The organism is Streptomyces sp. N50 (assembly GCF_033335955.1).
GTDB lineage: Bacteria > Actinomycetota > Actinomycetes > Streptomycetales > Streptomycetaceae > Streptomyces.
Window position 1 is genome coordinate 7,633,558 of the sequence record NZ_CP137549.1, and the last position, 16,105, is coordinate 7,649,662.

Annotated in this window: 16 protein-coding genes; 9 read left to right on the forward strand and 7 right to left on the reverse strand. The window is 69.5% G+C overall.

The window, feature by feature from the left end; translation table 11 throughout:
- Positions 1-38: 38 nt before the first annotated feature.
- Complete coding sequence (gene gcl, locus R2B38_RS34005) at positions 39-1,823, forward strand: glyoxylate carboligase (protein WP_318019641.1); 1,785 nt, start codon at positions 39-41, stop codon at positions 1,821-1,823.
- 866 nt (positions 1,824-2,689) lie between these two features.
- On the opposite strand, the gene R2B38_RS34010 is transcribed toward gcl, so the two are convergent.
- The 4 genes from R2B38_RS34010 to R2B38_RS34025 all read right to left on the reverse strand — a co-directional run bounded on the left by R2B38_RS34010 (position 2,690) and on the right by R2B38_RS34025 (position 6,636).
- Complete coding sequence (locus R2B38_RS34010) at positions 2,690-2,926, reverse strand: hypothetical protein (RefSeq protein WP_318019642.1); 237 nt, start codon at positions 2,924-2,926, stop codon at positions 2,690-2,692.
- 371 nt (positions 2,927-3,297) lie between these two features.
- Positions 3,298-4,761 carry a catalase gene (locus R2B38_RS34015; protein WP_318019643.1) on the reverse strand — a complete coding sequence of 488 codons (1,464 nt, stop codon included), beginning with the start codon at positions 4,759-4,761 and terminating at the stop codon, positions 3,298-3,300.
- 115 nt (positions 4,762-4,876) lie between these two features.
- The gene (locus R2B38_RS34020; protein WP_318019644.1) at positions 4,877-5,767 is read right to left on the reverse strand and encodes a 2-hydroxy-3-oxopropionate reductase; all 891 of its coding nucleotides are present in this window, start codon (positions 5,765-5,767) and stop codon (positions 4,877-4,879) included.
- 38 nt (positions 5,768-5,805) lie between these two features.
- Entirely contained in the window at positions 5,806-6,636 is an 831-nt protein-coding gene (locus tag R2B38_RS34025; RefSeq protein WP_318019645.1) for a TIM barrel protein, read from the reverse strand.
- A 148-nt stretch (positions 6,637-6,784) separates the two neighbouring features.
- On the opposite strand from R2B38_RS34025, the gene R2B38_RS34030 reads away from it, so the two are divergent.
- The 7 genes from R2B38_RS34030 to R2B38_RS34060 all read left to right on the forward strand — a co-directional run bounded on the left by R2B38_RS34030 (position 6,785) and on the right by R2B38_RS34060 (position 12,741).
- A complete protein-coding gene (locus R2B38_RS34030; protein WP_318019646.1) occupies positions 6,785-7,036 on the forward strand; it encodes a hypothetical protein in 252 nt (83 codons plus the stop codon).
- Positions 7,033-7,401, forward strand: a complete 369-nt coding sequence (locus tag R2B38_RS34035; RefSeq protein WP_033279482.1) for a helix-turn-helix domain-containing protein — start codon at positions 7,033-7,035, stop codon at positions 7,399-7,401. The genes R2B38_RS34030 and R2B38_RS34035 overlap by 4 nt, the downstream gene beginning before the upstream one ends.
- A gap of 384 nt (positions 7,402-7,785) precedes the next feature.
- Positions 7,786-8,304, forward strand: coding sequence for a 2-oxo-4-hydroxy-4-carboxy-5-ureidoimidazoline decarboxylase (gene uraD, locus R2B38_RS34040; RefSeq protein ID WP_318019647.1), 519 nt, complete (start codon positions 7,786-7,788; stop codon positions 8,302-8,304).
- The gene (gene uraH, locus R2B38_RS34045) at positions 8,301-8,702 is read left to right on the forward strand and encodes a hydroxyisourate hydrolase (protein ID WP_318019648.1); all 402 of its coding nucleotides are present in this window, start codon (positions 8,301-8,303) and stop codon (positions 8,700-8,702) included. The genes uraD and uraH overlap by 4 nt, the downstream gene beginning before the upstream one ends.
- 5 nt (positions 8,703-8,707) lie before the next feature.
- Positions 8,708-9,631, forward strand: coding sequence for a factor-independent urate hydroxylase (gene pucL / locus R2B38_RS34050; RefSeq protein WP_318019649.1), 924 nt, complete (start codon positions 8,708-8,710; stop codon positions 9,629-9,631).
- A gap of 134 nt (positions 9,632-9,765) precedes the next feature.
- Positions 9,766-11,145, forward strand: coding sequence for an 8-oxoguanine deaminase (locus R2B38_RS34055; RefSeq protein ID WP_318019650.1), 1,380 nt, complete (start codon positions 9,766-9,768; stop codon positions 11,143-11,145).
- A 195-nt stretch (positions 11,146-11,340) separates the two neighbouring features.
- Positions 11,341-12,741: a nucleobase:cation symporter-2 family protein gene (locus R2B38_RS34060; RefSeq protein WP_318019651.1), complete on the forward strand. Its 1,401-nt coding sequence runs from the start codon at positions 11,341-11,343 to the stop codon at positions 12,739-12,741.
- Here R2B38_RS34060 and R2B38_RS34065 read toward each other — a convergent pair.
- From R2B38_RS34065 to R2B38_RS34075, 3 genes are all read right to left on the reverse strand, one after another.
- On the reverse strand, positions 12,726-13,544 hold the full coding sequence (locus R2B38_RS34065; RefSeq protein ID WP_318019652.1) for a chitosanase: 819 nt from the start codon (positions 13,542-13,544) through the stop codon (positions 12,726-12,728). The genes R2B38_RS34060 and R2B38_RS34065 overlap by 16 nt on opposite strands.
- 95 nt (positions 13,545-13,639) lie before the next feature.
- Positions 13,640-14,236, reverse strand: coding sequence for an exonuclease (locus R2B38_RS34070; RefSeq protein WP_318019653.1), 597 nt, complete (start codon positions 14,234-14,236; stop codon positions 13,640-13,642).
- A 94-nt stretch (positions 14,237-14,330) separates the two neighbouring features.
- The gene (locus R2B38_RS34075) at positions 14,331-15,134 is read right to left on the reverse strand and encodes a helix-turn-helix domain-containing protein (RefSeq protein ID WP_318019654.1); all 804 of its coding nucleotides are present in this window, start codon (positions 15,132-15,134) and stop codon (positions 14,331-14,333) included.
- Positions 15,135-15,230: 96 nt separating this feature from the next.
- On the opposite strand from R2B38_RS34075, the gene R2B38_RS34080 reads away from it, so the two are divergent.
- Complete coding sequence (locus tag R2B38_RS34080) at positions 15,231-16,085, forward strand: SDR family oxidoreductase (protein WP_411978518.1); 855 nt, start codon at positions 15,231-15,233, stop codon at positions 16,083-16,085.
- Positions 16,086-16,105: the final 20 nt, after the last annotated feature.

Genomic DNA, 16,105 nt, shown 5'->3' on the forward strand with positions numbered 1-16,105 from the left:
CGGTGATGTGATTCCGACAGCCGAAGCAGGAGTACTCCATGGCTCGTATGACCGCTGCCCGCGCGGCAGTCGAGATCCTCAAGCGCGAGGGCGTCAGCGACGCGTTCGGCGTCCCGGGCGCGGCGATCAACCCCTTCTACGCCGCGCTCAAGGCCTCGGGCGGCATCAACCACACCCTCGCCCGCCACGTCGAGGGCGCCTCGCACATGGCCGAGGGCTACACCCGTACCAGCCCGGGCAACATCGGTGTCTGCATCGGCACCTCGGGCCCGGCCGGCACGGACATGATCACCGGCCTCTACTCCGCGATCGGCGACTCGATCCCGATCCTGTGCATCACGGGCCAGGCCCCGACCGCCGTGATCCACAAAGAGGACTTCCAGGCCGTCGACATCGCGTCGATCGCGGCCCCGGTGACGAAGATGGCGATCACGGTCCTGGAGGCGGCCCAGGTCCCGGGCGTCTTCCAGCAGGCCTTCCACCTGATGCGCTCCGGCCGCCCCGGCCCGGTCCTCATCGACCTCCCGATCGACGTGCAGCTCACGGAGATCGAGTTCGACCCGGAGACGTACGAGCCGCTGGCGGTGTACAAGCCGACGGCGACCCGGGCCCAGATCGAGAAGGCGATCGGGCTCCTCAATGCCTCCGAACGCCCGCTGATCGTCGCGGGCGGTGGTGTCATCAACGCCGACGCGACCGAACTCCTCGTCGAATTCGCCGAGTTGACCGGCACCCCGGTCGTCCCGACCCTGATGGGCTGGGGCGTCCTGCCCGACGACCACGAACTGAACGCCGGCATGGTCGGCCTCCAGACCTCGCACCGCTACGGCAACGCGACCTTCCTGGAGTCCGACTTCGTCCTCGGCATCGGCAACCGCTGGGCCAACCGCCACACCGGCAAGCTGGACGTCTACACGGCGGGCCGGAAGTTCGTCCACGTCGACATCGAACCCACCCAGATCGGCAAGATCTTCGCCCCCGACTACGGCATCGCGTCGGACGCGAAGGCAGCTTTGGAGCTGTTCGTTGAGGTGGCAAGGGAGTTGAAGGCGGAAGGCGCTCTCCCCGACCGCTCGACCTGGGCGGCATCGGCACAGGAGCGGCGGTCAACTCTCCAGCGCCGCACGCACTTCGACGACATCCCGATCAAACCGCAGCGCGTCTACGAGGAGATGAACAAGGCCTTCGGCCCGGAGACCCGCTACGTCTCCACCATCGGCCTCTCCCAGATCGCCGGCGCCCAGATGCTCCACGTCTACCGCCCCCGCCACTGGATCAACTGCGGCCAGGCGGGCCCCCTCGGCTGGACGATCCCGGCCGCACTGGGTGTGGCGAAGGCCGACCCCGAGGCGTCGGTGGTCGCCCTCTCCGGGGACTACGACTTCCAGTTCATGCTCGAAGAGCTGGCGGTCGGGGCCCAACACCGCATCCCGTACGTCCATGTCCTCGTGAACAACGCCTACTTGGGCCTGATCCGGCAGGCGCAGATCGCCCTGGACATCAACTTCCAGGTCAACCTGGAATTTGAGAACATCAACTCGCCCGAGCTGGGTGTCTACGGCGTCGACCACATCAAGGTCGTCGAGGGCCTGGGCTGCAAGGCCATCCGCGTCACCGACCCCACCGAACTGGGTGCGGCCTTCGAGCAGGCCAAGAAGCTCGCGGCGGAGTTCAGGGTCCCGGTCGTCGTGGAAGCCATCCTCGAACGAGTCACCAACATCGCCATGAGCAAGACGAACGACATCAGCAACGTGGTGGAGTTCGAGGAGATCGCGACGGAACCGGGTCACGCACCGACGTCGATAAGGACGCTGAAGGTCTGAGAGACGGCGGGAGACAGAGGGGGCGGCCCATCCGGAAGGATGGGCCGCCCCCTCTACTTTTGGAAGGCGCGAAGCGCCAACCAAAAGGGGCGCGGGGCTGTGTCAATGTGCGGCTCCGCCGCGTGGGCGCGACCAGCCACACACAACCCGCACCCCGCAACGAACAGCTCCAGGCAGGACCTACCCGGCCCCACACGTGAACCCACCCCCAGACCCCCACCCCAGCCTTGCGGCAACCCCTCGTCAGCGATCCCACCCCGACCGATCAACCCCGCCGCCCCCGCAAAACGCGGCACAAGCAAGCCCAACGCCTTCTCCCGTACAGGGCAACCGCAAGCAGCACGTCATCCGACGACACCCCCTCCCGCCCCGCGGGGAAAGGGTGTTGGGCACGCAGGGACTTCAACAGCACGCGCGCGGCGCGAGTACGCCGAGGCGGAACCCTGCGCAACAACCCCGCCGCCACAAGATCCCCACGCAACTCACCGAGCGCCTCACCCACACCCCGCCGACCGAGCAACTCCCGCATACCCGCCGGACGGTAGAGCGCGGAGTGCACAGCCTTCGTAAGCCGAGGCAGCGCCCCCGCCCCCGCAGCCACCCCGGACGTGCGCACCGTCCCGGCCGCCACACCCGCACCGCACCCCGCAGATGCAGGGCAACCACCGCCACCGTCACGGCAGCCCGAGAACCACCCCGCAGCAGCGCGACCTCGTGAGGCTGGAGCCGTATCGTCGGACCACCGCTCATGGCACCCCCTGAAACGGGGCCCGCCGCCCCGTGCCGGCGGGCCTCGTGCGACGAATGTGCCCGCGTTCAGGGGTGGTTGAAGCCTCGCGAGGATGGTTCAGAGCTTTATTTGAGCTTCACTGACCGTGCTGCTCCGACAGCCCGGGCCAGTCCTCCGGCCCGCCGCCCTGCCACTCGATCAGATCGCTCTCCTCGACCTCGATCCGGTCCAGATCGGCGAGGCGCAGGATCTCTACGACGTCATCCAGGTGTGAGGCGATACCGAGGGTCTCGTCGCCGCTGGTGACCCGGCGGGAGCCGTCCAGCGCCGGGGGGTGGACCACGATGTGCGGGTGTTCCGTTGGGTGTGCCATGCCTTCAGGCTGCTGTGCCTGCGGCGGATCCGCACCCGGAAACGCCGAAGAGCGCCGGATACGGGACCGTCCGTATCCGGCGCTCGTCGTGGTGGCCGTCCGACGGCGCGAGGCTGGGCGCGACAGGGCATTCGCGCCGCCGGACGGGGTCATAGGGGTGGGTGTTCCGGCTGGGACCGCGGCGGTCGCGACGGGACCGGGTGCTTCTTCCCTCAGGTCGAGAAGCAGCCCCTGGAACCTTCACCACCGCACTGGCTCGCACACCGCCGCGGTCCTGGCCCTGCCCGTGCCGTGCCGGTGACCACCCCTCATCCGGGTCGTCCGGCACACACGGGCCGTCTGTCGGGTCTGTCGGTTCTTTGGTCCCCGGGTCAGTCCTCGCGCAGGGCGTGGACCGCCTCCTCCACGCGTCGGCCGTACTCCGGGTCGGCGGCATGGAAGTGGGCGAGGTTCCTCTCGATCACGTCGTCGCGGGAGACCTGGGCGAGGCCGCCGGCGATGTTCGCGACGAGACGGGACCGCTCCTCGGGCGACATCAGGCGGTACAGCTCGCCCGCCTGGTAGAAGTCGTCGTCCTTGGTGTGCCGCGGAGCCTCGTGCGTGCCCGTGTGGCCGGTGACCGCCAGCGGGGCGGACAGCGCGTGGCCGGTCTCGGTCGGGCCGTCGTAGGAGTTCGGCTCGTAGTTCTTCGCCGCGCGGCCTTGGGAGTTGGCGTTGGATGCCATGAAGCCGTCCCGGCCGTAGTTCTGCGCGGTCGTCGCCTTCGGGGCGTTCACCGCGAGCAGGGTGTGGTTGACGCCCAGGCGGTAGCGGTGCGCGTCCGCGTAGGCGAACAGGCGGCCCTGGAGCATCTTGTCGGGCGAGGGGCCGATGCCCGGCACGAAGTTGTTCGGGGAGAACGCGGCCTGCTCGACCTCGGCGAACACGTTGTCCGGGTTGCGGTCCAGGACCAGGCGGCCCACGCGCTGGAGCGGGTAATCGCGGTGCGGCCAGACCTTGGTGACGTCGAACGGGTTGAAGCGGTACTCCGCCGCGTCGGCCGCCGGCATGAGCTGGACGTGCAGGGTCCAGGACGGGTTCACGCCCCGCTCGATGGCCTGAAGCAGGTCCGTCTGATGGGAGTTGGGGTTCTTGCCCGCGATCTCCGCAGCCTGTTCACTGCTCAGACTGCGTACACCCTGGTTCGTCTTGAAGTGGTACTTGACGAAGAAGGCCTCGCCCTCCGCGTTCGTCCACTGATAGGTGTGCGAGCCGTAGCCGTTCATGTGGCGGTACGACGCCGGGATGCCGCGGTCGCCCATCAGCCAGGTCACCTGGTGCGTGGCCTCGGGGCTGTGCGCCCAGAAGTCCCATACGTTGTCCGGCTCTTGGCGGCCCGTGAAGGGGTCGCGCTTCTGCGAGTGGATGAAGTCAGGGAATTTTATGGGGTCCTTGATGAAGAACACCGGGGTGTTGTTCCCGACCAGGTCGTAATTCCCCTGCTCCGTATAGAACTTGACCGCGAAGCCGCGCGGGTCGCGCACCGCGTCCGCGCCGCCGAGCGAGTCGGCGACCGTGGAGAAGCGCAGGAACACCTCGGTGCGCTTGCCGACCGTGTTCAGGAAGTCGGCGTGGGTGAAGCCGGTGACGTCGTCGGTGACCTCGAAGTAGCCGTACGCGCCGGAGCCCCGGGCATGCACCACGCGCTCCGGGATGCGCTCGCGGTTGAAGCGGGCCAACTTCTCCAGGAGGTGCTGGTCCTGGAGGAGGAGCGGGCCGCCGATGCCGGCGGAGGCGGAGTTCTGGTTGTCGGCGACCGGGGCGCCGGACTCGGTCGTGAGCACGCGCTTCGACATGGAGAGCATTCCTCAACACTTTGTTGAACTGGTGGGCATGGTTCCGGGCGGCGCCAACGCCTGGGCGCGACAGGACAGTTGTCAGCGACGGCGCCGCCCGGGGTCTGGGGGAGTGCTAGAGCCGCGCGCCCGACAGGCGCTCTACGGAACGCAGCAGCGCCGAGTGGTCGAGTCCGCCGTCGCCCTGCGCGCGCAGGCTCGCGACCAGCTGGGCCACCACGGCGCCCACGGGCAGCGCCGCGCCGACGTTGCGGGCCGCGTCCGTGACGATGCCCATGTCCTTGTGGTGCAGGTCGATCCGGAAGCCCGGCTTGAAGTCGCGGTTGAGGAAGTTGTCCTTCTTCCGCGTCAGCACCGTGGAGCCCGCGAGCCCGCCGTTGAGGACGTCGAGGGCGGCCGCGAGGTCCACGCCCGACTTCTCCAGGAAGACCACGGCCTCGGCGCACGCCTGGATGTTCACGGCGACGATCAGCTGGTTCGCGGCCTTCACGGTCTGACCCGAACCGTGCGGACCGCACAGCACGATGGTCCGGCCGAGCGCGTCGAAGATCGGTTCGGCCTCCTCGAAGTCGGACTGCCCGCCGCCCACCATGATGGACAGCACGGCCTCGATCGCACCGGCCTCACCGCCGGACACGGGGGCGTCCAGGACCCGAATTCCCTTGTCCGCGGCGGCCTTTGCCAGGTCGACCGAGGTCTGCGGGGTGATCGACGACATGTCGATGAGGAGGGTGCCGGCGCGGGCGTTCTCCAGGATGCCGTCGGGGCCGTAGGCGATGGCCTCGACCTGCGGGGACGCGGGGACCATCGTGATCACCACGTCGGCGTCCCGCACGGCCTCGGCGATGGAGCCGGCCGCGGTGCCGCCGGCGGCGGTCAGGCGGTCCAGCTTGTCCTGTTCCAGGGTGAATCCGGTGACGTCGTAGCCGGCCTTGACCAGGTTCTCGGACATGGGGGAGCCCATGATGCCGAGGCCTATCCAGGCGACCTTGGGGAGCTTGCTCATGCGGGTGCCTCTCTAACTGCTCTGCTGCGTCGGGGAGTTCAGCGCGCTTCGCGCGGGAGCCAGTCGAAGGCCTCGGCGCTCGGGCGGTCGCCGGGCTTGTACTCCAGGCCCACCCAGCCGTCGTAACCGGCCTTCCTCAACTGGTCGAGGAGGTCTTCCAGTTGGAGCGTGCCGGTGCCGGGGGCGCCGCGGCCCGGGTTGTCCGCGATCTGCACATGGCCGGTCTTCGCGGCGAACTGCTCGATCACGGACGGGAGTTCCTCGCCGTTCATGGACAGGTGGTAGAGGTCCATGAGGAAGCGCGCGTTGCCGAGGCCGGACGCGGCGTTGACCTTGTCGACGACCTCCACGGCGGCGGGCGCGCTGACGAGCGGGTACAGCGGAGACTCGGGCTTGTTCAGCGCCTCGATCAGCAGGACCGCGCCGATCCGGTCGGCGGCGCGGGCCGCGAGGACCAGGTTCTCCAGCGCGAGCGCGTCCTGCTCGGCCGGGTCCACGCCGGCCACGCGGTTGCCGTAGAGCGCGTTGAGGGCCGTGGCGCCGACGGAGTGGGCGAAGTCGGCGGCCACGTCGATGTTCGCGCGGAACCGCTCCGACTCCTCGCCGGGGATCGACAGGGCGCCGCGGTCCGGGCCCGGCAGCTGGCCGGCGTAGAAGTTCAGGCCGGTCAGCTGGACGCCCGCGTCCTCCAACGCCCGCTTGAGAGAGTCCAGTTGGGACTGCTCGGGAGTGGGGGAGTCGACCCAGGGCCACCACAGCTCGACCGCGCCGAAGCCGGCCGCGGCGGCTGCCGCGGGGCGCTCCAGGAGCGGGAGTTCGGTGAAGAGGATCGACAGGTTGACGTTGAAGCGCTGGTCTGCGAATCCCATGGGGGTCGCGCTCCCTTCCGTGTCGAGAGTCAGTGTCGTAATTCCGTATTGCGGAAGTTCGTTTCTGCTTAATGGAAGATTGCCGTCGGGTGTCGGAGCTTGTCAAGGGGGCTCGGCGGAAAACGGCACCGCGCGTTAGGTTGTGCGCGTGCGATTGCGAGTGGAGTTCACGACAGAGCCCTTCGATCTCGACGAGGCACCCGCGCACGCGCTGGTGGCCCGGGAGGTCATCGAGGCTGCGGAGCTGGACGCCGTGGACGTCGGGCCGTTCGGCAACACGGCCGAGGGCGGTACCGACGCGGTGCTCGCCGCCGTCGACGCGCTGCTGCGCCGGACCCTGGAGGCCGGCGCCACCCGGGTCTCGCTCCAGCTCAACGTGATCGGTGAGGGCGACCGGTGACCGGTATCGGGGACGAGCCGTTCATCACGGCCGTGAAACCGCTGGTCGACGCGATGGGCGGCGAGATGCTCCCGCCCGACGAGGCCGGTCCCGACGATGTCGTGCTCGCGTGGGAGGGCGCCGACGTGGTCGCCGTACGCCTGCCGCAGCTCGCGGACTCGCTGGATCACATCCTCGCCGCCATGGAACGCAAGAAGGGCAAGCCCCTCGCGGACCTCGACCGCAAGGCGAAGCAGGAGGTCGTACGGATCCTGGAGGCGCGCGGCGCCTTCTCGGTGCGGCACGGAGTCGAGACCGTGGCGAGCGCCCTCGGGGTCAGCCGGTTCACCGTGTACAACTACCTGAACCGGGAGAAGGACGCCTGAGCGGAGGTGCGGGGCGCGGGTTCGGGGAGGCGTGCGGGCCGGGATCCCGCCAGTGGCCTCGATGGGCCGGTGAGCCGGATTTGGGCGGGGTGCTGGTCGTCGTGACGTGTCCGCCCGGGCCTCTCGGGTGTGTCCGACTTTCTCGGGCCCCGGCCTGTCGGACGTGTCGGTCCGTCCCGGGTGTGCCCGCCACCGCTGTCCAGCCCGTTCTCGCCGCCGTGGCTCCGCTCGCCCGCGCCCGCGGGAAGGCGTCGCACTCTCCGGCTCCGTCCCCCGGAGGGGTCCCGCTTTGTTACCCGGAATTTTCAACAAAGTGTTGACGTGGTGTTTCGCAGGGCGTTAGCTACTGGGCAGCCCGTTCAGCACAAGGCCACGGAGGCCCCCGTGACTTCGACTTCCATGCCGCCGGGGCTCGTCCGGTTCAACGTTCTGGAGGAGCACGCGGCGTTCGCCGCGCTCATCGAGGCGTGTGCCTCCACGGCGTGGGCGCGGCGGCTGCTCGCCGCCCGTCCGTACGCCGGCCCCGAGGACCTGTACGCCGCGAGCGACTCCGCGACGGCGGAGCTGACCGCCGACGACCTGGCCGAGGCGATGGCCGGCCACCCGCCGATCGGCCGCCCCAAGCCCGGTGACCCCACCTCCGCCCGCGAACAGCGCGGCATGGCGGGCGCCTCCGAGGACCTCAGGGCGGAGATGCTCGACCTGAACCTGGCGTACCAGGAGAGGTTCGGCCATGTCTTCCTGATCTGCGCCACCGGCCGCACCGGCGAGCAGATGCGCGACGCGGTCAAGGAGCGGATCGGCAACGCGCCGGAGCGGGAACGCGAGATCGTCCGCACCGAGTTGGGCAAGATCAACCGCATCCGGCTCGCCCGCATCGTCGAAGAGGAAGCCCGCGCATGAGCACCAGCACCACCGCCTCGGTGTCCACGCACATCCTGGACACCAGCGTCGGCCGCCCCGCCGAGGGCGTCGCCGTCCAACTCGCCGCCCGGAGCGGCCCGTTGGGGGAGTGGCAGCCGCTCGGAGGTTCGGCCACCGACGCGGACGGCCGGTGCAAGGACCTCCCCGCGCTGCCGGAGGGCACCACACACGTACGGCTCGACTTCGCCGTGGAGCCGTATTTCGAAAAGAAGCAAGCCGATGCGCAGCAGGACGCCCCCGCGAATCGGGACAGCGGTGCGAGCACCGGAGTGTTCTTCCCGGAAGTGGCGATCACCTTCGCCGTGAAGCCCGGCGAGCACTACCACGTACCGCTGCTGCTCAACCCGTTCGGCTACTCCGTATACCGAGGGAGCTAGCAGACATGCCCACGATTCTTGGACAGAACCAGTACGGCAAGGCCGAGAACCGAGTCGTCAAGATCACGCGGGACGGCGCCACCCACCACATCAAGGACCTCAACGTCTCCGTGTCGCTGAGCGGCGACATGGACGAGGTCCACTACTCCGGCTCGAACGCCAACGTGCTGCCGACCGACACCACCAAGAACACGGTGTACGCGTTCGCCAAGGAGCACGGCATCGAGTCCGCCGAGCAGTTCGGCATCCACCTGGCCCGGCACTTCGTGACCAGCCAGGAGCCGATCAAGACCGCCCGCATCCGCATCGAGGAGTACTCCTGGGAGCGGATCGACACCTCCGACGCCAACTCCCAGTTCATCGGCGCCGACGAGGTCAAGCACTCCTTCGTCCGCAAGGGCCAGGAGACCCGGGTCACCCAGATCACCTACGACGGTGAGAACTGGGAGGTCATCTCCGGCCTCAAGGACCTCGTCGTGATGAACTCGACCAACTCCGAGTTCTGGGGCTACGTCAAGGACAAGTACACGACCCTCCCCGAGGCCTACGACCGCATCCTGGCCACCCAGGTCTCCGCCCGCTGGCGCTTCAACTGGTCCGACGACGAGCAGAAGATGCCCAGTTGGGAGAAGTCCTACGAGCAGGTCAAGAAGCACATGCTCCAGGCCTTCGCCGAGACGTACTCCCTCTCGCTCCAGCAGACCCTGTACCAAATGGGTTCGCGGATCATCAACAACCGCGGCGAGATAGACGAGGTCCGCTTCTCCCTCCCCAACAAGCACCATTTCCTTGTGGACTTGGAGCCGTTCGGGCTGAAGAACGACAACGAGGTGTACTTCGCCGCCGACCGGCCCTACGGCCTGATCGAGGCGACGGTCCTGCGGGACGGCTGCGAGCCGAAGATACCGGTGGATCTCACCAACCTCTGAGCAACTCCCTCTGGACCGGCGTCCGTTGGGCCGGTTCACCTGCGGCACCCGTGGCCTGCCCGTCCCGTGCGGGCCGCGGTACTCAAATCCCCGGGTCCTGCCGTGCCCATTCCATGCAGCGAATAGGACGAACCATGGCAGCAGTTCAGCGCATCGTCATCGAGAACTGTTCGATCGCGACGGTGGACGCCCACGACACCGAGTACGGACACGGGTACGTGGTCGTCGCCGGCAACCGCATCGAGTCCCTCGGCGCGGGCCGCGCCCCCGAGGGCCTGGAGAACGTCGTACGCCGGATCGACGCGTCGGGCCACCTGGTGACCCCCGGCCTGGTCAACACCCACCACCACTTCTACCAGTGGATCACCCGGGGCCTGGCCACCGACCACAACCTCTTCGACTGGCTCGTCGCGCTGTACCCGACCTGGGCGCGCATCGACGAGCCGATGGTCCGCGCCGCCGCGCAGGGTTCCCTCGCGATGATGGCCCGCGGCGGGGTGACCACCGCGATGGACCACCACTACGTCTTCCCGCAGGGCTCCGGCGACCTCTCCGGCGCGATCATCGGCGCCGCCCGCGAGATGGGCGTCCGCTTCACGCTGGCCCGGGGCTCCATGGACCGCAGCGAGAAGGACGGCGGCCTGCCCCCGGACTTCGCCGTCGAGACCCTGGAAGGTGCCCTCGCCGCGACCGAGGCGACGGTACGGGAGCACCACGACGCCTCCTTCGACGCGATGACCCAGGTTGCCGTGGCCCCCTGCTCACCGTTCTCCGTCTCGACCGAACTGCTCAAGCAGGGCGCCGAGTTGGCGCGCCGGCTCGGGGTGCGGCTGCACACGCACGGCTCGGAGACGGTCGAGGAGGAGCAGTTCTGCAAGGAGCTGTTCGGCATGGGCCCGACCGACTACTTCGAGTCCACCGGCTGGCTCGGCGAGGACGTGTGGATGGCGCACTGCGTCCACATGAACGACTCCGACATCGCCGCCTTCGCCCGCACGAAGACCGGTGTCGCCCACTGCCCGTCCTCCAACGCCCGCCTCGCGGCCGGGATCGCCCGCGTCCCCGACATGCTCGCCGCCGGTGTCCCGGTCGGCCTCGGCGTCGACGGCACAGCGTCCAACGAGTCCGGCGAACTCCACACCGAACTGCGCAACGCCCTCCTCATCAACCGCCTCGGCGCCCACCGCGAAGCGGCCCTCAACGCCCGCCAGGCGCTGCGCCTGGGAACGTACGGCGGCGCCCAAGTCCTGGGCCGCGCACGCGAGATCGGCTCCCTGGAGCCGGGCAAGCTGGCCGACCTGGTGCTGTGGAACCTGGACACCCTGGCCCATGCCTCGATCGCCGACCCGGTGACCGCGCTGGTCTTCGGCGCGGCGGCCCCGGTCACCGCGTCGTTCGTGAACGGCCGTCAGATCGTCGACGCGGGCCGCCTGTTGCACGTCGACGAGGACACGATCGCCCGCTCCACGCGGGCCGAGGCCCAGCGCCTGGCGCGGATCGCCGCGCAGAGCTGATCAGTTGAAGAGCTCCGGTTGAGGGGGACGGCCCTCGACCGGTGGCCGTGGCCGGGGCGTGCGTGGATCACGCACGCCCCGGAACGGCCGTACCCACCCCTTTTGCTGGGTCCCGTCCCGGTCCCGCACGACCGCGCACCACCTCCATGAAACCCACGTCAGAGCCGACGTGTTAGCTGACCCGGAGGAACCGCCGTGACCACCCGACCCGAGGCCCGAGCCGCAGCCGAGCCCGTCGTCCATCCCGTCGACCAGAAACTCCCCGCGCTCAAGATGGCCACCACGGGCCTGCAGCACGTGGCCGCCATGTACGCGGGAGTCGTGGCCCCGCCGCTGATCGTCGGCGCGGCCATCGGCCTCTCCGGCACCGAACTCACCTTCCTCACCGGCGCCTGCCTCTTCACCGCGGGCCTCGCGACCTTCCTGCAGACCCTCGGCATCTGGAAGATCGGCGCCCGGCTGCCCTTCGTCAACGGCGTCACCTTCGCCGGAGTCGCCCCGATGACCGCGATCGTGGCCTCCACCAAGGACAAGTCGGACGCGCTGCCGATCATCTTCGGCGCGGTGATCGTCGCCGGCCTCCTCGGCTTCCTCGCCGCTCCCTTCTTCAGCAAGGCGGTCCGCTTTTTCCCGCCGGTGGTCACCGGCACCGTGATCACGCTGATAGGCGTGTCCCTGCTGCCCGTCGCCTTCGGCTGGGCGCAGGGACCCGATCCCTCGGCACACGACTACGGTTCGCGCACGTACCTCGGCCTGGCGGCGGCGACACTCGTCGTCGTCCTGGTCCTGCGCCGCTTCACCCGCGGTTTAGTCAAGCAAATAGCCGTGCTGCTCGGCCTGTTGATCGGCACGCTTCTCGCGATCCCCTTCGGGGCAACGGACTTCAGCCCCGTCGCGGACGCCGACGTGATCGGATTCCCGAGCCCCTTCCACTTCGGCGCACCGCAGTTCCAGGTCGCCGCGATCATCTCGATGTGCGTGGTGATGGTGGTCTCGATGACCGAATCCACCGCGGACATGCTGGCGTTGGGCGAGATCGTCGACCGCCCCGCCGACGAACGGACCATCGCGGCCGGCCTGCGCGCCGACACCCTCGGCTCGGCCCTCAGCCCCCTCTTCAACGGCTTCATGTGCAGCGCCTTCGCCCAGAACATCGGCCTGGTCGCCATGACCCGCATCCGCAGCCGCTACGTCGTCGCCACCGGCGGCGGCTTCCTGGTCCTGATGGGCCTGTGCCCGATGGCGGCCTCGCTGATCGCCGTCGTACCGCGCCCGGTGCTCGGCGGAGCGGGCGTCGTCCTGTTCGGCTCGGTCGCCGCGAGCGGCATCCAGACCCTGGTCAAGGCGGGCCTGGAGCGGGACGACAACATCCTGATCGTGGCGGTGTCGCTGGCTGTGGGCATCATCCCGATCACGGCGCCGGACTTCTACCACGCCTTCCCGCAGACGGTCCGGATCGTCCTCGACTCGGGCATCTCCACGGGCTGCGTCGCCGCGGTGGCTCTGAACCTGGTCTTCCACCACCTCGGCCGGGCCCGCGAGCAGGCGAGGGGTACGACCGGAGCCGTACCCCTCGCCCGTCAGCCGATCTCGTAACTGTCCCCGTACACCTTCCACTTGAGCGGTGTGTCCAGGTCGAGGTTGCCCTGTTTCAGGAACACCCGCTGGGCCGTCTCGACCCGGGTCACATCGCTGTGGGCCGCCTCCTGCTTCATCGCCCAGACGCGGGCGTCGAGGAAGGCGCCCAGATATGTCGTCTCGTCGCCGCCCTCGGCGGGCGTGGCCGCGTGTTTGCGGGCCCGGGCGCGGATGCCGCCGAAGCAGAGGGGGTCCGTGCCCGGGCCGTGCATCACCATCGCGTCGTAGTAGACGAACTGCCCGAGCGTGCCCACCCCGTCCTTCTTGGCGCGCGCCACGGCCGGGTCGAAGTACCCGAGGTCCCGCTCGTCGCGCTGCGCCTTGCGAAACGCGGCGGACGTGTGCGCGGCCTCGCGCCAGGCGGAGGGGAAGCCGGGGGCCAACCCCTTGTGCGAGGCAGTGCCGTTGACGGCTCGCAGCGCGGGCAGATAGCCGGCGAGCACATTGCCCGGGGCCCGCTTCGTGTACAGCTCGACGAGCGCCAGCATGTCGCTCGTGCCGGAGCAGAAACCGATGATCCCGCCGGTGTAACCACGCCCGTCGCCGATGTCCTCGATGTACGCGTACTGCGCCTCCCAGTCCAGGGAGGAGTTCTCCGCGCTCGACACCAGCCGCATCGCGATGTCCTTCTTCGCGGGCGCGTCGAGCCCCGCCCCACCCGACGTCGCGGCGTCCGCGGACGGCCACTGGCTCGCGATCGCCGCCGTTCCGAGGGCTGCGAGCAGGGTGCGGCGGGCGGCTTTTCTTCGGAGGATCGGCATGTGGTTCTCCAAGGCGGGCGCGGTACACGGCAACGGTGAAAGGCAGCTGAGAATCGCGCGTGAACTTGGGAGAGTCGTGGGGTGGTGTTAGCAGGTCACTGTGAATTCCCGTGCCACGCCATGAGGTTGGCGAACAGTTCGGCCTGCTCGATCGCGTCGTCGAGCGCGCGGTGCGTGTGCCGCCGCCGGGACAGCAGCTCACGCGGCATGGTGCCCTTCGCCACGGCACGCAGGGGCAGTCGGGCCTTCGCCGCGTACAGCGTCTTCATGTCGAGACAGCCGGAGTGCCCGAACGGGCTCGCCCCGGTGAAGCGGATCAGGTACCAGTACAGGAACATCCAGTCGTACGACGCCGGGTAGCCGCACATCACCGGCTGCGCGCCCGGGGCGACTTCACGCACCCAGTCGCCGAACTCGGCGAGCGCGGCTGCGGGTTCGGCCCCTTCGCGCCGGAGCCGGTCACGATCGAGCCCGCTCACGGCCAGCGCCTCCGGCACGAACTCCTCGCTGATCGGCCGCAGTTCACGGTAGAAGGTCAGCTTCTCCGGATCCGCCGCGGTGAACCCGTCGGCGTCCTGCGTCCCGGCGACGGCCGCGCCGAAGCTCAGCATGGAGTACGGCCCCGGGATCGGGCCGTCGGCTTCGATGTCGACGGAGATGTAGAGGCTGGGCTTGACGCGTCGGGCTGCCATGGCACCGGAGCATCGCAGGTGGGAGGCTGCGCCCGCATCTGCAATTCAGACACTCCGCATGCCGAGCGCAGGGGTCCGCACCCCGTATTTCGCCTCAGCCGCGCCGGATCGCCTGGCAGGGCATGGCGTCCGGCAGTCGTCCCGTGAAGTACGACCGGGGCGGGACGCCCATCAGGGCGCGGAAGTCGGAGGTCATGTGGGACTGGTCGTAGTAGCCGGTGACGGCGGCGAGTTGGGCCCAGGAGAGCTCGGCCGCGTGCGCCAGTACGGCACGGACACGGTTGATGCGGGCGTAGTGCTTGGGGGAGAGACCGACCCCCTCGGCGAACAGGTTGCGCAACTGCCGCTCACTGACGGCGAGTTCACGGGCCACGTGGGGCACGGGGCCGGGAAGGTGCCCGGTGCGGATCGACATCGCGTCCACGCCGGCCCGGACGAGTTCGGTGCGCGAGGAGTCCGCGACGGAGGTGAGCCGCGAGGGGAGCACCTCCGCGAGCCGCTCCACCGTCCGCTCGGGATCGGCGTCCAACGACCTCATTTCCTCGGCGAGCTGGCGTGCCTTCCGGCCGGGCAGATCACTCAGGGACACGGCCCGCCCGACGAGATCGACCGCCGGAACACCCAGCAGCGGCAACGTGGTGCCGGGCGCCAGCCGCACCTCCACGCACGCCACGAGCGGCTTGCCCGCGTGGTACGTGGCCCGGACGCGCGGCCCGACGACCAGGACGCTGCGCCGGCCGTTCCCCTCGACCCGCACGACCACCTTCGTGTCCGCGTCCGGGAGATGCACGAACGGCTCCTTCGGCACGGCGTCTAGCCGCAGCGCGCCGACCCGCGCGATCCACGGGCGCAGTTCGTCGGGCAGCGGCACGGCCCACTGGGACACGGCGTTCGTCACCCCTCCACGGTAAGCGCGCCACCGGTCCGAACACGGCCCCCGAACGTGCCGGAATCTCCTAGAACCAGGGCCGCCTCCCCGCCCACTGTGGTGGCCATGATCCTCATAACGGGTGCCACGGGCACCATCGGCAGTGAAGTCGTACGACAGCTCGCGGCGCGCGGCGAGAAGGTCCGCGCCCTGACCCGGGACCCCGCAAAGGCCCAGTTCCCGGCGGGAGTTGAGACAGCGCGGGGCCACCACGCCGACCGGGCCTCGGTGGAGGCGGCGATGACCGGCGCCGAAGTCGCTTTCCTGGTGGGGGTGTTCGGACCGGACGACGCCGAGCACGACCGGGGTCTCGTCGAGGCGGCACGGTCGGCGGGCGTACGCCGGATCGTCAAGCTCTCCGGCATCGGTGCGGGCGACCCCGCGGTCGGGCCGGTCGGCACCTGGCACGTGGCCGGTGAACAGGCCGTGCGGGACAGCAAGTTGGAGTGGACGATCCTGCGCCCCTCGGCCTTCGCCTCGAACACGCTCGGCTGGGCGGCGTCCGTGCGTTCGGGCGGCCCGATACCGAACACGAGCGGTACCGGCGGCCAAGGAGTCGTCGATCCTCGCGATGTGTCGGAGGTGGCGGTGGCCGCGTTGCTCGACCCGGGCCACTCGGGGCGGACGTACACGCTGACCGGCCCGGAGACGCTCAGCGTCCCGGACCAGGCAGCCGTTCTCGCCGGGGTCCTGGGGCGTCCGGTCGAGGTGCGGGACCTGTCCTCGGCCGAGGCGCGCGAGTATCTGCTGGGGTTGGGCTTCAGCGACACGTTCATCGACGCCTCCGAGATCAGCAGGGAGTTCGTCCGCAACGGTGGCAACGAGGTCGTCACGGACGACGTTCGGGAGGTGCTGGCGCGCCCGGCGCGGACCTACCGGGAGTGGGTCCTGGACCACCGGGCGGCGTTCGGGGAGGGGTGAGTTCGGGTGCGGGTGCGGGT

Excerpts from the sequence above, each read along its gene's own strand:
- pucL (WP_318019649.1), top strand. The coding sequence starts at position 8,708 with ATGCCCACGATTCTTGGACAGAACCAGTACGGCAAGGCCGAGAACCGA.
- R2B38_RS34070 (WP_318019653.1), bottom strand. The coding sequence starts at position 14,236 with ATGGCAGCCCGACGCGTCAAGCCCAGCCTCTACATCTCCGTCGACATC.
- R2B38_RS34015 (WP_318019643.1), bottom strand. The coding sequence starts at position 4,761 with ATGTCGAAGCGCGTGCTCACGACCGAGTCCGGCGCCCCGGTCGCCGAC.
- R2B38_RS34025 (WP_318019645.1), bottom strand. The coding sequence starts at position 6,636 with ATGGGATTCGCAGACCAGCGCTTCAACGTCAACCTGTCGATCCTCTTC.
- R2B38_RS34055 (WP_318019650.1), top strand. The coding sequence starts at position 9,766 with ATGGCAGCAGTTCAGCGCATCGTCATCGAGAACTGTTCGATCGCGACG.
- gcl (WP_318019641.1), top strand. The coding sequence starts at position 39 with ATGGCTCGTATGACCGCTGCCCGCGCGGCAGTCGAGATCCTCAAGCGC.
- uraH (WP_318019648.1), top strand. The coding sequence starts at position 8,301 with ATGAGCACCAGCACCACCGCCTCGGTGTCCACGCACATCCTGGACACC.
- R2B38_RS34080 (WP_411978518.1), top strand. The coding sequence starts at position 15,231 with ATGATCCTCATAACGGGTGCCACGGGCACCATCGGCAGTGAAGTCGTA.
- R2B38_RS34065 (WP_318019652.1), bottom strand. The coding sequence starts at position 13,544 with ATGCCGATCCTCCGAAGAAAAGCCGCCCGCCGCACCCTGCTCGCAGCC.
- R2B38_RS34020 (WP_318019644.1), bottom strand. The coding sequence starts at position 5,767 with ATGAGCAAGCTCCCCAAGGTCGCCTGGATAGGCCTCGGCATCATGGGC.
- R2B38_RS34010 (WP_318019642.1), bottom strand. The coding sequence starts at position 2,926 with ATGGCACACCCAACGGAACACCCGCACATCGTGGTCCACCCCCCGGCG.